The following is a 13,771-nucleotide window of genomic DNA, read 5'->3' as shown; positions in this document are numbered from 1 at the left end:
ACCAGTACGGCGCATTTATTACACTTTGCGCGATTTTTCTATAGTTAAGAGATTGCATGCAGAACCGTTTATCTTCAGGCGTCCGTTTGGGGCGTCAGGCATTACTTTTCCCGCTCTGTCTGGTGCTTTACGAATTCTCCACTTATATCGGCAACGATATGATCCAGCCCGGAATGTTGGCGGTGGTGGCGCAATATAACGCCGGATTAGATTGGGTACCTACGTCCATGACCGCCTATCTGGCAGGCGGCATGTTTTTGCAGTGGTTGTTAGGACCGCTGTCGGACCGTATTGGTCGTCGTCCGGTAATGTTAACCGGTGTGATCTGGTTCATCGTTACCTGCCTTGCAACCCTGCTTGCACAGAATATTGAGCAATTTACCTTCCTGCGTTTTTTACAGGGGATAAGCCTGTGCTTTATTGGTGCAGTGGGTTACGCCGCCATTCAGGAATCCTTTGAAGAAGCGGTCTGCATAAAAATTACCGCGCTGATGGCAAACGTGGCGCTGATTGCGCCACTGCTGGGTCCGTTGGTAGGCGCAGCCTGGGTACATGTTCTGCCGTGGGAAGGGATGTTTATCCTGTTTGCTGCTCTGGCGGCCATCTCCTTTTTTGGTCTGCAACGCGCGATGCCGGAAACGGCAACCCGGCTTGGTGAAAAGCTGTCCATTAAAGAGTTGGGCAAGGATTATAAGCTGGTGCTGAGGAACGTGCGCTTCGTTGCAGGCGCACTGGCGTTGGGTTTTGTCAGCCTGCCGTTACTGGCGTGGATTGCGCAGTCCCCGATTATTATCATCAGTGGTGAACATCTCAGCAGCTACGAATATGGTCTGTTGCAGGTGCCGATTTTTGGCGCGTTGATTGCTGGTAACCTGGTGCTGGCGCGTCTGACTTCGCGAAAAACCGTGCGTTCGCTAATTATCATGGGCGGCTGGCCAATCGCCGTTGGCCTGATTATTGCCGCTGCGGCCACGGTGGTGTCATCCCATGCATATCTATGGATGACGGCGGGTTTGAGTATCTATGCGTTTGGCATTGGCGTGGCGAATGCGGGGCTGGTGCGCCTGACGCTGTTTGCCAGCGAAATAAGTAAGGGTACTGTTTCTGCCGCAATGGGTATGTTGCAGATGCTGATTTTTACCGTCGGTATTGAGCTGAGTAAACACGCGTATCTGCTGGGAGGGAACGGCTTGTTCAGCCTGTTCAATCTGGCAAGCGGCGTACTGTGGCTGATTTTGATGGTTATCTTCCTGAAAGATAAACGGGTAGGGAATTCCCGGGAAGGTTAAGGTCCGGATTTCCGCAATCCAGCGCAGATAAGCATAATGACGCCGATAAATTCATCATTATGTTGATAATAGAATCACGCTGTAGGCCGGATAAGCGAAGCGCCATCCGGCCTACAGCAAATTGCCGGATGGTGGCGTAAACGCCTTATCCGGCCTACCGCTCACCAAAGATCTTAACTGACCAGTATTACGGTTGTCTGGGCCTGGCGACAACTTAGTGGTGGTCGTCAATCTGATGTTCGATAACCATCCCTTCACCGACGCTTGCCACATGTCGCGCATAAGGATGTGCGCGATAGACAGGGGCCGGAGCAGGCGCTGGAGCAACATATACCGTTTGTGGTGCGGTCGTTACGCTGACCGCCTGCGGGACGCTGACGGAAGAGGGCACTACCACCACTTTATAACCGCTGGGGACATCAACGGTAACGCTCTGTGCAAATGTGGTCCCCGCAAAGCCCAGCAACAATGTTGCCATCAGTACACTTTTCTTCATGATCCGCTCGCCTGAAATATTCACTGGAAGTAATAATCCAGCGGGTTAATTTGAGGCGGATTATGAATAGATCATGCCATCATTTTGTTGCCGTCTGTGCTGAGCCGTTAATGCGTAAACGGTGCTTCATTCCTTAACACGCGGTCAATAATATCCAGAACGCCCTCTTCGTTGTTCGAGCCTGCGCGATATTTTGCCGCCTCGATCACCGGCTCATGGGCGTTGGCCATTGCAAAACTAAATCCTGCCTGGCGCAGCATCTCAATATCATTTCCGCCATCGCCAAATACAACAACTTCATTGTCGTTAATATTCCAGCGTTGTTGCAGCAGGCGCAGACCGTTAGCTTTATGCACGCCGGGAATTATTAAGTCGATGCTGCCGTAGCCGGTATGCACTGGTACCATAATATCGCCAATCGCCTCGTGGAGATCGGCCTGTACCTTTGGAATTCGGTCGTCGGAAATATTCAGCCCGAACTTGAAGAAAACGTCGTTGAGGTTGTCAAAATCATCTACAAATTCAAGACGATGATAATACATGGCGGAAACGTTCTTATGCTCATCGCTGTACTGTTTCAACGTATAGGCGCTGTTTTTACCACAGGCAATAATGTCGATATCGGCGCGGGTCAGCAGATGCTCTACGATGGCATGGAAATCGTCTTTAGCCAGTTCGCCGTTAAAGACATCTTCTCCTTCACTGACCACCCAACCACCGTTTTCGGCGACAAATGAGATTTCATTGGCCAGTTCGGGGAAAAAGGAAATCAACTGATAATATTGGTTGCCGCTGGCGACTACAAAGCGGATCCCTTGTTCTTTCATCTGGCGATATTGCGCCATAAAGCGCTCACGGTTATAGGTTTTTTGGTCGCTTAAAAATGTGCCGTCCATGTCGACCGCAATTAGTTTGATACTCATTAGCTGTTCTCCATCACCGTGGTATTTTTGAGATCCGGTTTCGCTACCGCTTTCGCGACGACGGCGGCGACAAGCACCAGCGCCAGCACCACTAACATAGCGCTGCGCAGGCCATAGTGTTCACCCAGATAGCCCAGAAGCGGCGGTCCAACAAGGAACGCCAGGTAACCGGTGGTCGCCACGACGCTGACGCGGGTTGGGGCATCGGGGCCGGTGTCGCTGGCGGCTGAAATGGTCAGCGGGAAGCCGAGCGATGCGCCGAGTCCCCACAGAATAACGGACACACCCGCCACCCAGGAGCTGTCGACAAAAATAATCAGGCTAATCCCGAGAGCGCCCATCAGCGCACTGGCGCGCACCACCGCAACGCGGCTGTAACGGTCGATGAACCAGCCGCCGGTAAATCGCCCAACGGTCATACCCAGCGTAAAACCGGCATAAATCAGCGAGCCTGATGTCGGGCTAAATCCATGTCCGTCCACCATTAACAGTGGAAGCCAGTCGTTGGCGGAACCTTCAGCAAATGCCATCGCCAGCACAACAACGCCGATCAGCAATAGCTGGATATCACGATAAAAAGGCAGTCCTTTTTCACCGGAGTGAGAACCATCAGCAGCATTTTTGCCCGTGCCGTCAGGAATAGCTTTGATGGCGATGAAAATTGGTGTGATAGCAACCATCGCTGCCAGCAGAATATGCGCGGTAGCCGGGACGCTGAAGGCTGTAAGCATCATTCCAACCCCAGCCCCTGCCAGCGTTCCCAGGCTGTAAAAACCGTGCATCATCGGTAGCACGGTTTTGTTCATTTCGCGCTCAACTGCCGCACCTTCGACGTTGATGGCAACTTCTGCCGCACCAAAGCTGGCGCCAAATACGCCCAGGCCAAACGCGAAAAGCCATGCGGAATGCAGCCAGAGCGCTACGCTGAGGATCGCCATTCCGAGGACTGCACAAGACATGGTGGTGCGAATCACCTTACGCGTGCCAAATCGTTTCACCAGCCAGGCCGAACAAAGTATGCCACTCATCGAACCAATAGAGAGCCCAAACAACACCGCACCCATTTCGGCAGTGGAGATGGAGAGGATATCTCTGATGGCAGGGGTACGCGTTGCCCAGGAGGCCATTAATAATCCTGGTAAAAAGAAGAACGTGAACAGCGCGCAGGTGCGACGTCTTAAGGCTTTGCGTGATGAGATGCCAGTCATGAATTCGAGCCAAAGAAAAGAGGGAAGGAGACAACATTAGCAAGACTGTGTACATTTGTACACAAATGCAAGAAGAGGAAATGTAGTGCGACGTGCAAACGATCCGCAGCGGCGGGAAAAAATAGTTCAGGCGACTCTGGATGCAGTAATAGCCCATGGTATTCATGGGGTTACACACCGTAAAATCGCTATGATCGCCGAGGTACCACTGGGTTCTATGACCTATTACTTTTCGGGAATCGATGAGCTTTTGATGGAGGCATTTGGCCGTTTTACTGACAGGATGATGCTGCAGTATCAGGACTTTTTTGCCGATGTTAAGGATGCGTCGCAGGCTTGCCATGCCATTACCGATATGATTTACGGCTCTCAGGTCACAACGCCTGATAATATGGAGCTCATGTATCAGCTGTATGCTTTTGCCAGCCGTAAACCAGCGTTGAAAACGGTGATGCAGAACTGGATGCTACGCAGCCAACAAACGCTGGAGCAGTGGTTTGACCCGGTTACGGCGCGGGCGCTGGATGCGTTTATTGAAGGAATGACGCTGCATTTTGTCACGGACAAAAAACCGCTGCAGCGAGAAGATATCTTGCTGATGGTGGAGCGTATTGCAGGGATACCCGCGACAGTCAGCTGTGCGTAGCGCCTCCGGTAATATTCACCACCGTCGCGGTCATGGCGCTGGCATGGTCTGAAGCAAGAAAGGTCATGACCTCAGCGATTTGTGCAAGCGTAGGCAGGCGCGCGAGCATGGTACTTTGCGCCGCACCCCCTAACCATTGATCGACGGTTAAACCCATTGACTGTGCTTTAGCGGAGAAAATTTCTCCGGTATAGGAGCCAGCTGCAACAGCATCCACAATCGCATGCGAGCGCACGCCGACGACCCGGATATTTGCCGGTCCTACCTCGCTGGCGAACGCTTTAATAAAAGCCTCTGTTCCTGCACAACCAACAATATGACCCAGATGACCAGGCATCGCCATCGGGGCCGCGGGGGCAACAACGCTGAGAATGACGCCCGCACGATTGCCGCCCATGTGCGGCGTTACGGCTTTTGCGATATTGAACTGCGCCGAGAGGAAAGGGGTTATACCGCTCATAAACTCAGAGAGGGATAATGCGTTAATGTGTTTGCCCTGTTCGTGCATAAATCCCGTTGCGTTAACCACCACATCTATTCCACCGGTTTGCTGCGCAAGGCGGGTAACTTCCTTCGATGCGTTGTGCTCGTCGAGTACATTGGTGATAAAGGTTTCGACTGTACCACCTGCCGTTCCGATAATACTGGCCGTCCGATCAAGTTTTTCCTGGCTGCGAGCGCCCAGACATATATGGGCTCCTTCGCGCGCCATGGCCTGCGCAACCGCACTACCAATAGCCCCGCTGCCACCAAAAATTACTGCGACTTTTCCAGTAAGCAACATGACTAACCCCCATCCCCGATAAAGCACCGTTTTAAAGTATGTGCCATAACCGGCATGCTGCAAATTTGGGAGGAGTTTCAGAGGTGGAAGGCGATGAGCGCAAATTTCAGGCAACAAAAAACCCATCAACCTTGAACCAAAACGGCGGGGTTGATGGGCTCCACAAATTGGGGACATCAAAGAAAAGCAGTGGCAATAGTTATGACTGACGCCTTGAAGAAAAGTTCTGCTTACCTGCAAAAAATTTTTCAATTAAAGGAAAATTTCAGCGCTAACCAAGGCCAGGCCAGACAATGACGATGAGTGTCCCCGCTAATGTCAGCAGAACGTTGGCAATCGCGTAGGTCCCGGCATAACCTAACGCAGGGATGTTGCTGCGTGCGGTGTCGCTGATGATTTCCATTGCCGGAGCACAGGTACGTGCGCCCATCATGGCACCAAACAGCAGGGCACGGTTCATGCGCAATACGTAAGCACCAAACAAGAAACAGATGACAACCGGAACCAGGCTGACTACCAGACCGGCAATCAACATTTGACCACCGACCGCGCCCAGGCCATTGCCAATGCCGCTGCCCGCGCTTAAACCGACGCCTGCCATGAATACCATCAGGCCAAACTCTTTCACCATATTCAGCGCACCCTGTGGGATATAGCCAAATGTGGGGTGGTTGGCTCGCAGGAAGCCCAGCATGATCCCGGCGAACAGCAGTCCAGCCGCATTCCCAATGCCGAAGCTGAAATTACTGAACTGGAAGGTGATCATCCCGATCATCAGACCGATGATAAAGAAGGCGCAGAAGGCCAGCAGATCGGTCACCTGACTGTGAATGGAAATGAAGCCGATACGATCGGCAATGGTTTTCACGCGACGAGCATCACCGCTGACCTGCAACACGTCGCCTTTATTGAGTACGACGTTGTCATCAATAGGCATTTCAATCTGGCTACGGATCACGCGGTTCAGGAAACAACCATGGTCGGTTAGTTTCAACTGGGCCAGGCGACGACCAACGGCATTGTGGTTTTTCACCACAATTTCTTCAGTGACGATGCGCATATCGAGCAGATCGCGATCGAACACCTCTTTACCGTTACGGAAGCTGGGATCGAGGCGAGCATGGGCGTCCGGATAACCCACCAGGGCTATCTCATCGCCCATTTGCAACACCGCATCACCATCCGGGTTGGCCAGAATGCCGTTGCGACGGATGCGTTCAATGTAACAACCGGTCTGGCGATAAATACCCAGTTCGCGCAGATTTTTACCATCGGCCCATGCCACCAACTCAGGGCCAACGCGATAGGCGCGGATCACCGGGAGGTACACTTTACGGTTGGCGTCGGTGTCCAGACCTCGTTCACGCGCGATTTGTTGGGCGCTGGTTTGCAGGTCCTGATGCTGGAGTTTCGGCAAATAGCGCGCACCAACAATCAGACTGACCAGACCAATCAAATAGGTGAGGGCGTAACCCAGGCTCAGGTTATCGAGAGTGCTTGAAAGTTGTGTCCCTGTCATTCCTGAATGGCGCAAGGTATCACCCGCGCCGACCAGCACCGGCGTTGAGGTCATCGAGCCAGCCAGCATACCCGCCGTCAGGCCGATATCCCAGCCAAATAGCTTACCCAGCCCCAGCGCGATCAGCATTGCGCTACCGACCATCACCAGGGCAAGCATTAGATAATTTTTCCCATCGCGAAAAAAAATCGAAAAAAAGTTGGGACCGGCTTCGACGCCGACGCAAAAAATAAACAGCATAAAGCCGAGATTTAATGCATCGGTGTTAATACTAAAGTGCTGCTGACCTAATAATAGGGAGACCACTAAAACGCCAATGGAATTACCGAGTTGGACTGAACCCAGACGTAATTTGCCCAGACACAGGCCCAGAGCCAGGACCACAAATAATAACAGGATGTAATTCCCATTTAACAAATCTGCGACGTTTATATTCACGGAGACTAACTTCTTGTTTACTAGTAAGCTATTGAAAGAAATGGCAATTTACGCTAATGTTTTTGCCAGAAATTAAGGGGCGATAGCATCGTACACAGCCCCGAATAATGCAGCATAACAATATATGCGGTTAGTTTAATCTCATTACGTATCAACGGCTATAAGAATCGTGTGGGTGTGTTTTTGGCATGGAATGCCGAGTTACTTTATCTGACTGGACGCCTGCGGGCGAAAAGAGTGTTCGATAGAGAATGTGTCAGGAGGAACGATTGAAACATAAGCAAAGTTGGGCGAGTGCGGTCTGCTGCTTTGTGCTCTTTATTGTGGTGTGTCTTTCATTAACGCTGAACGTGAAAGGGGCATTCAGAGCGGCAGGGCATCCTGAGGTCGGATTGTTGTTTTTTATCTTACCGGGTGCTGCAGCAAGCTTTTTTTCCCATCGTCGGGAAGTGCTCAAACCCCTGCTTGGTGCAATGTTGGCGGCGCCGTGCTGCCTGTTACTGATGCGGTTCGTTTTTATGCCGACGCGTTCATTGTGGCAAGAGCTGGCGTGGTTGTTTAGTGCGGTGTTTTGGTGCGCGCTTGGCGCATTATGTTTTTTATTTATCAGTAGCTTATTCAATCAGCATCAACGGCGGAAAAAGAACTGATGACGCCCTCAAGGTGAGGGCGTAGAAACCGCTATCAGGCGAACAGATTCATGTTCTCTTTTGCCCAAGCTTCAAAATCCGTGCAGCCGCCGATGTGTTTTTGATCGACAAAAATCTGCGGAACGGTTTCAACTGGCTTACCTACCGTCTTTTCCAGATCTGCTTTGGTAATTCCTTCAGCATGGATATCAATGTAGCGGAAGTTAAAATCTTCATGCTCACTGCTTAATTTTTCTGCTAATTCTTTTGCGCGCACGCAATACGGGCACCCTGGGCGACCAAAAATAACGGCAAACATCTCTTTCTCCTCGAACTTATCAGGCCGGATGGCAATAATGGTTATGATGCCGCGATTTGTGACGGATGGAAAGCAGGTTCAGCCTGTTGCTTTGATATCCTCAAGCTATATCTGTTAAACACGGCAAGCCGGAACGTTTTATAATGGAAGCCATTTCGCCGGGAGGCCGCGTATGCGCACAATTGGTGTATTACCCAAAAGCGTATTGATGCTGGAAATAATTGGGATGGTTTTGTTATCGCTGGCGCTGCTATCGCTTAACGATTACCTCACCTTGCCCGCACCGCTTAACAGCCCGTTAGCCTGCGTGGTGATGATATTTCTGGGCGTACTGCTGATGCTCCCTGCTGCGGTGGCGTTGATGTGGCGTGTTGCTCAACTGCTGGCACCGCAACTGATGTCTCGCACACCCGGTGATTCAACTGATTCAGACAGAGACAAAAGAGATGACTCCAACCATTGATTTACTCCGCAGCCACCGTTCCATTCGCCATTTTACTGATGATGCCATTTCGGATGCACAGCGTGAGGCGATTATTGCCGCCGCTCAGGGAACGTCAAGCTCCAGTTTTCTACAGTGCACGACGATCGTTCGCATAACGGATAAATCCTTGCGTGAATCACTGGCTACCTTATCTGGCGGTCAAAAGCATGTGGCACAGGCCGCTGAGTTCTGGGTGTTTTGCGCTGATTTTAACCGTCATTTGCAGATTTGCCCTGACGCGCAACTTGGGCTGGCGGAACAGCTGCTGCTGGGTGTGGTTGATACTGCAATGATGGCGCAAAATGCATTGACGGCGGCAGAGTCGCTGGGACTTGGCGGCGTGTTTATTGGCGGTTTGCGTAACAATATTGAGCCGGTCACCGAACTGCTGAAGCTTCCGCAACATGTTCTGCCGCTCTTTGGATTGTGCCTCGGCTGGCCTGCGGATAACCCGGATATCAAGCCGCGCCTGCCCGCGTCGCTTGTGGTGCAAGAAAACCAATACCAGCCACTCAACAGTGATGTGTTGGCGCAATATGATGAGCAGCTCGCGCAGTACTATCTGACCCGAGGCAGCAATACCCGCCGCGACACCTGGAGCGATCATATTCGCCGTACCATCATTAAAGAAAGTCGCCCCTTTATCCTGGAATATTTGCATAAACAGGGATGGGCTACGCGCTAAAGATTTTAACCCAGTGTATGATACGCCAGCTTTTACCAGGTCATTCAGAGAGGTGCAGGGTGAAAATTGCCATTTTGTCCCGGGACGGAACGCTCTATTCTTGTAAACGCCTGCGTGAAGCGGCGATGCAGCGCGGTCACCTGGTTGAAGTTATCGATCCCCTTTCTTGCTATATGAACATCAGCCCGGCGGCATCCTCTATTCATTACAAGGGCCGTCAGCTTCCTCATTTCGATGCGGTGATCCCGCGGATTGGTTCCGCGATTACCTTTTATGGGACGGCGGCGCTGCGCCAGTTTGAGATGCTGGGTAGCTATCCGTTGAATGAATCGGTAGCGATTACGCGAGCGCGCGATAAGCTGCGTTCGCTACAGCTGCTGGCGCGTCAGGGAATTGATTTACCCATTACCGGAATTGCTCACTCTCCGGACGATACCAGCGACATGATTGACATGGTTGGCGGTGCGCCGTTGGTGGTGAAACTGGTTGAAGGCACCCAGGGTATTGGCGTGGTGCTGGCGGAAACGCGGCAGGCTGCAGAAAGCGTGGTAGATGCCTTTCGTGGGGTGAATGCCCATATCCTGGTTCAGGAATATATCAAAGAAGCGAAGGGTCGCGATATCCGCTGTTTCGTGGTGGGCGATGAAGTAGTGGCCGCCATTGAACGACGGGCTAAAGAGGGCGATTTTCGTTCTAATCTCCATCGCGGTGGGGTGGCGACTATTGCGAGTATCACGCCGCGCGAAAGAGAAATTGCGCTCAAAGCCGCCCGGACGATGGGCCTGGACGTTGCAGGCGTTGATATTCTGCGTGCTGATCGAGGGCCACTGGTCATGGAGGTCAACGCGTCTCCGGGGCTGGAAGGCGTGGAGAAAACCACCGGAATAGACATTGCCGCGAAAATGATCCAGTGGATCGAGCGCCATGCTACTCCTGAATTTTGTCTTAAAATCGGCGGCTAAGCGCAATATCGATTGCGATCGTGGTATGACACGCTCTTTTTGCGTAAGCTGTGCCGGTATTTTTTTCATCAATAGAGGTCGCACATTATTATGACATCACTGGTCGTTCCCACTCTGGATACGTTGCGTCAATGGCTCGACGACCTGGGCATGAGTTTTTTTGAATGCGATACCTGTCAGGCGCTGCACTTGCCACACATGCAGAATTTTGACGGCATCTTTGATGCAAAAGTTGATTTGGTCGATAACGTCATTCTGTTTTCTGCGATGGCGGAAGTCAGACCTTCTGCATTGCTGCCACTGGCAGCCGATCTGTCTGCGATCAATGCCAGTTCACTGACGGTGAAAGCTTTTCTGGATATGCAGGATGATAATCTGCCAAAGCTGGTGGTTTGCCAGTCTTTATCCGTTACGCCGGGCGTAACGTTTGAGCAGTTTGAATATTTTGTTCGCCAGAGCGAAGAGCAAATATCGATGGTGATCCTCGAAGCCGGAGCGCATCAGCTGTTATTTAATGCTGAAGAAGATGCGCAAAACAGCACCGCTGAAATTCATTTCCTCCATTAATTCTTCCTGAATCTGGACATATATCGCGCAGCCGCTGCCAGAGCGGTTGCGTATTGCCTGTTTTTATTCTGCATTTAACCTTTCATTAAAGAATTATTCACCTCGATTCAGCGCCTTCCGCTTTATGTCATAGACAATTCCTGCATAAAAAATTGATAAAAGACGTTTTTTAATCTGGGCTATATCCACAATTCCTGGCTAAAGTTATTCTTGCGAAGCTTACCAACGTCATCATTTAAACAACCCCTTGTGACCTGACCTGTGGCCACAATGTGTGTTGAATGCATCGGCGGATGCCAGCGAGCAACAGCGGCATGAGGAGAGGTCTCTCTTTTCATCGGTGCCGCATGAAAGAATATGCACGTTTCTTGCATATCATTAGAGTGTGACATTTTTGTTCGTTTGTTAACGAACTTTCAGAAGGAAAGAGATTATGACCGCCTTAAATAAAAAATGGTTATCAGGCCTGGTTGCGGGTGCTCTGATGGCCATCTCTGCCGGCACGCTCGCTGCTGAACAAAAAACGCTGCATATATATAACTGGTCTGATTATATCGCCCCGGACACGGTGGCTAATTTTGAAAAAGAGACCGGAATTAAAGTTATCTATGACGTATTTGATTCCAATGAAGTACTGGAAGGTAAGCTCATGGCTGGCAGCACCGGCTTTGATCTTGTCGTTCCTTCTGCCAGCTTCCTTGAGCGTCAACTGACTGCGGGCGTATTCCAGCCGCTGGATAAGAGCAAATTGCCGGGCTGGAAAAATCTTGATCCTGAACTGCTGAAGTTGGTGGGTAAACACGATCCGGACAACAAGTTCGCGATGCCGTATATGTGGGCTACGACCGGTATTGGCTATAACGTGGATAAAGTCAAAGCGGTGCTGGGGCCGGATGCGCCGGTTGATAGCTGGGATTTGATCCTCAAGCCAGAAAATCTGGAAAAACTCAAAAGCTGCGGCGTCTCTTTCCTCGATGCGCCCGAAGAGGTGTTTGCCACGGTGCTGAACTATTTGGGTAAAGACCCAAACAGTACCAAAGCGGATGATTACACCGGGCCAGCAACCGATCTGCTGTTGAAGCTGCGCCCAAATATTCGCTACTTCCACTCTTCGCAATATATCAACGACCTGGCAAACGGTGATACCTGCGTCGCGATTGGCTGGGCAGGGGACGTATGGCAAGCGGCAAACCGTGCGAAAGAAGCGAAAAATGGCGTCAATATCTCCTTCTCAATTCCTAAAGAAGGTGCAATGGCGTTCTTTGACGTATTCGCGATGCCTGCCGATGCGAAAAACAAAGATGAAGCCTATCAGTTCCTCAATTACCTGCTGCGCCCTGATGTGATTGCGCATATCTCCGACCACGTGTTTTATGCCAATGCCAACAAAGAAGCGACGGCTCTGGTCAGCCCTGAAGTTCGTGACAACCCGGGCATTTACCCGCCTGCGGATGTTCGCGCCAAGCTGTTCACACTGAAAGTACAGGATCCGAAGATCGATCGTGTACGTACCCGCGCATGGACGAAGGTAAAAAGCGGGAAATAAACCGATGTTTGGGACATGACCCGGCAGGATTTTTGCCTGCCGGGCAGCGTTGAGCCCGGACACATATAACCCGGCAATACGCACCTTTATGGTGCGTTATTTGCACCGTTTCTTTGTTTTATGCCGGAGAGCACCTGAGTGAATGATGCAACCCCACGCCCACAAGCGAAAATCCGCAAAGCGCTGACCCCGCTGCTTGAAATTCGCAATCTGACCAAGTCATTTGACGGTCAGCACGCCGTTGATGACGTCAATCTTACTATCTACAAAGGTGAAATATTTGCTCTGCTCGGCGCGTCCGGCTGTGGCAAATCGACTCTGCTACGGATGCTGGCGGGATTTGAACTGCCGACTACTGGGCAAATCATGCTTGATGGCGTCGATTTAGCGCATGTCCCGCCTTATCTGCGTCCGATTAATATGATGTTTCAGTCCTATGCTCTGTTTCCGCACATGACTGTCGAGCAGAACATTGCCTTTGGCCTCAAGCAGGACAAACTGCCGAAGGCTGAAATCGCCAGTCGGGTGAATGAGATGCTGGGACTCGTGCATATGCAGGAGTTCGCCAAACGCAAGCCGCATCAGCTTTCTGGCGGCCAGCGTCAGCGTGTGGCACTGGCGCGTAGTCTGGCGAAACGGCCAAAACTGCTGCTGCTGGATGAGCCGATGGGAGCGCTGGATAAAAAACTCCGAGACCGCATGCAACTGGAAGTGGTGGATATCCTTGAACGCGTCGGCGTGACCTGCGTGATGGTGACACACGATCAGGAAGAAGCCATGACGATGGCGGGCCGTATCGCGATCATGAACCGTGGCAAATTTGTCCAGATCGGCGAGCCGGAAGAGATCTACGAGCATCCGACTACGCGCTACAGCGCAGAGTTTATCGGTTCGGTAAACGTTTTTGAGGGACTGCTAAAAGAACGCCAGGAAGATGGTCTGGTGATTGAGTCTCCTGGACTGGTGCATCCGCTGAAAGTGGACGCCGATGCGTCTATTGTCGATAACGTCCCGGTATACGTTGCGCTGCGCCCGGAGAAAATCATGCTCTGCGAAGCCCCTCCGCCAGAGGGTTATAACTTCGCGGTAGGCGAATTGGTGCACATTGCCTATCTGGGCGATTTGTCGGTGTACCACGTACGTTTGAAAAGCGGCCAGATGTTGAGCGCCCAGCTACAAAATGAGCATCGTTATCGCAAGGGATTACCAACCTGGGGTGACGAAGTCCGTTTATGTTGGGATGCGGACAGCTGTGTGGTGTTGACGGTTTAAGGAG

At 51.5% G+C, this 13,771-nt stretch carries 15 protein-coding genes; 9 read left to right on the top strand and 6 right to left on the bottom strand.

The annotated features are described in order from the left end of the window. Window positions 1–56: 56 nt before the first annotated feature. Window positions 57–1,289 carry an MFS transporter gene (locus OGX90_RS20485; RefSeq protein WP_286624608.1) on the top strand — a complete coding sequence of 411 codons (1,233 nt, stop codon included), beginning with the start codon at window positions 57–59 and terminating at the stop codon, window positions 1,287–1,289. A 214-nt stretch (window positions 1,290–1,503) separates the two neighbouring features. Here OGX90_RS20485 and OGX90_RS20480 read toward each other — a convergent pair whose 3' ends face one another. The 3 genes from OGX90_RS20480 to OGX90_RS20470 form a co-directional block, all read right to left on the bottom strand. After that, window positions 1,504–1,785: a hypothetical protein gene (locus OGX90_RS20480; protein WP_003831642.1), complete on the bottom strand. Its 282-nt coding sequence runs from the start codon at window positions 1,783–1,785 to the stop codon at window positions 1,504–1,506. A 107-nt stretch (window positions 1,786–1,892) separates the two neighbouring features. Beyond that, on the bottom strand, window positions 1,893–2,708 hold the full coding sequence (locus tag OGX90_RS20475; RefSeq protein WP_153753439.1) for a Cof-type HAD-IIB family hydrolase: 816 nt from the start codon (window positions 2,706–2,708) through the stop codon (window positions 1,893–1,895). Then, complete coding sequence (locus OGX90_RS20470; protein WP_286624605.1) at window positions 2,708–3,916, bottom strand: MFS transporter; 1,209 nt, start codon at window positions 3,914–3,916, stop codon at window positions 2,708–2,710. Before OGX90_RS20470 ends, OGX90_RS20475 begins: the two co-directional genes overlap by 1 nt. A gap of 85 nt (window positions 3,917–4,001) precedes the next feature. On the opposite strand from OGX90_RS20470, the gene OGX90_RS20465 reads away from it, so the two are divergent. Further along, window positions 4,002–4,562: a TetR/AcrR family transcriptional regulator gene (locus tag OGX90_RS20465; RefSeq protein WP_003831648.1), complete on the top strand. Its 561-nt coding sequence runs from the start codon at window positions 4,002–4,004 to the stop codon at window positions 4,560–4,562. Here OGX90_RS20465 and OGX90_RS20460 read toward each other — a convergent pair. After that, window positions 4,549–5,346 carry an SDR family NAD(P)-dependent oxidoreductase gene (locus OGX90_RS20460; RefSeq protein WP_286624602.1) on the bottom strand — a complete coding sequence of 266 codons (798 nt, stop codon included), beginning with the start codon at window positions 5,344–5,346 and terminating at the stop codon, window positions 4,549–4,551. The two genes, OGX90_RS20465 and OGX90_RS20460, sit on opposite strands and share 14 nt — an antisense overlap. Window positions 5,347–5,617: 271 nt before the next feature. Further along, window positions 5,618–7,303, bottom strand: a complete 1,686-nt coding sequence (locus OGX90_RS20455; protein WP_286624600.1) for an aspartate:alanine antiporter — start codon at window positions 7,301–7,303, stop codon at window positions 5,618–5,620. A 269-nt stretch (window positions 7,304–7,572) separates the two neighbouring features. Here OGX90_RS20455 and OGX90_RS20450 point away from each other — a divergent pair, with 269 nt between their 5' ends. Beyond that, a complete protein-coding gene (locus OGX90_RS20450) occupies window positions 7,573–7,953 on the top strand; it encodes an inner membrane protein YbjM (RefSeq protein WP_003035356.1) in 381 nt (126 codons plus the stop codon). Between the two features lie 34 nt (window positions 7,954–7,987). Here the strand turns inward: OGX90_RS20450 and OGX90_RS20445 are convergent, their stop codons facing one another. After that, window positions 7,988–8,251, bottom strand: a complete 264-nt coding sequence (locus OGX90_RS20445) for a GrxA family glutaredoxin (RefSeq protein WP_008784241.1) — start codon at window positions 8,249–8,251, stop codon at window positions 7,988–7,990. Window positions 8,252–8,423: 172 nt separating this feature from the next. Here OGX90_RS20445 and OGX90_RS20440 point away from each other — a divergent pair, with 172 nt between their 5' ends. From OGX90_RS20440 to potG, 6 genes are all read left to right on the top strand, one after another. Continuing rightward, complete coding sequence (locus tag OGX90_RS20440) at window positions 8,424–8,714, top strand: DUF1418 family protein (protein ID WP_003831656.1); 291 nt, start codon at window positions 8,424–8,426, stop codon at window positions 8,712–8,714. Then, window positions 8,698–9,420 (top strand): nitroreductase NfsA, encoded by a 723-nt coding sequence (nfsA, locus tag OGX90_RS20435; RefSeq protein ID WP_079934663.1) that lies wholly within the window; start codon window positions 8,698–8,700, stop codon window positions 9,418–9,420. Before OGX90_RS20440 ends, nfsA begins: the two co-directional genes overlap by 17 nt. 59 nt (window positions 9,421–9,479) lie before the next feature. Beyond that, complete coding sequence (gene rimK / locus OGX90_RS20430; protein WP_003831660.1) at window positions 9,480–10,382, top strand: 30S ribosomal protein S6--L-glutamate ligase; 903 nt, start codon at window positions 9,480–9,482, stop codon at window positions 10,380–10,382. 90 nt (window positions 10,383–10,472) lie between these two features. Next, entirely contained in the window at window positions 10,473–10,949 is a 477-nt protein-coding gene (locus OGX90_RS20425) for a type III secretion system chaperone family protein (RefSeq protein ID WP_100272709.1), read from the top strand. A gap of 433 nt (window positions 10,950–11,382) precedes the next feature. Further along, on the top strand, window positions 11,383–12,495 hold the full coding sequence (gene potF, locus OGX90_RS20420; RefSeq protein ID WP_136391668.1) for a spermidine/putrescine ABC transporter substrate-binding protein PotF: 1,113 nt from the start codon (window positions 11,383–11,385) through the stop codon (window positions 12,493–12,495). A gap of 138 nt (window positions 12,496–12,633) precedes the next feature. After that, entirely contained in the window at window positions 12,634–13,767 is a 1,134-nt protein-coding gene (gene potG / locus OGX90_RS20415) for a putrescine ABC transporter ATP-binding subunit PotG (RefSeq protein ID WP_286624598.1), read from the top strand. Window positions 13,768–13,771: the final 4 nt, after the last annotated feature.

The sequence above is a fragment of the Citrobacter sp. Cpo012 genome, from assembly GCF_030333015.1.
GTDB classification, from domain to species: Bacteria; Pseudomonadota; Gammaproteobacteria; order Enterobacterales; family Enterobacteriaceae; genus Citrobacter; species Citrobacter portucalensis.
This window is presented reverse-complemented; position numbering and strand designations above follow the sequence as displayed.

Excerpts from the sequence above, each read along its gene's own strand:
- OGX90_RS20470 (WP_286624605.1), bottom strand. The coding sequence starts at position 3,916 with ATGACTGGCATCTCATCACGCAAAGCCTTAAGACGTCGCACCTGCGCG.
- nfsA (WP_079934663.1), top strand. The coding sequence starts at position 8,698 with ATGACTCCAACCATTGATTTACTCCGCAGCCACCGTTCCATTCGCCAT.
- OGX90_RS20445 (WP_008784241.1), bottom strand. The coding sequence starts at position 8,251 with ATGTTTGCCGTTATTTTTGGTCGCCCAGGGTGCCCGTATTGCGTGCGC.
- OGX90_RS20440 (WP_003831656.1), top strand. The coding sequence starts at position 8,424 with ATGCGCACAATTGGTGTATTACCCAAAAGCGTATTGATGCTGGAAATA.
- OGX90_RS20485 (WP_286624608.1), top strand. The coding sequence starts at position 57 with ATGCAGAACCGTTTATCTTCAGGCGTCCGTTTGGGGCGTCAGGCATTA.
- OGX90_RS20480 (WP_003831642.1), bottom strand. The coding sequence starts at position 1,785 with ATGAAGAAAAGTGTACTGATGGCAACATTGTTGCTGGGCTTTGCGGGG.
- OGX90_RS20425 (WP_100272709.1), top strand. The coding sequence starts at position 10,473 with ATGACATCACTGGTCGTTCCCACTCTGGATACGTTGCGTCAATGGCTC.
- OGX90_RS20475 (WP_153753439.1), bottom strand. The coding sequence starts at position 2,708 with ATGAGTATCAAACTAATTGCGGTCGACATGGACGGCACATTTTTAAGC.
- potF (WP_136391668.1), top strand. The coding sequence starts at position 11,383 with ATGACCGCCTTAAATAAAAAATGGTTATCAGGCCTGGTTGCGGGTGCT.
- OGX90_RS20460 (WP_286624602.1), bottom strand. The coding sequence starts at position 5,346 with ATGTTGCTTACTGGAAAAGTCGCAGTAATTTTTGGTGGCAGCGGGGCT.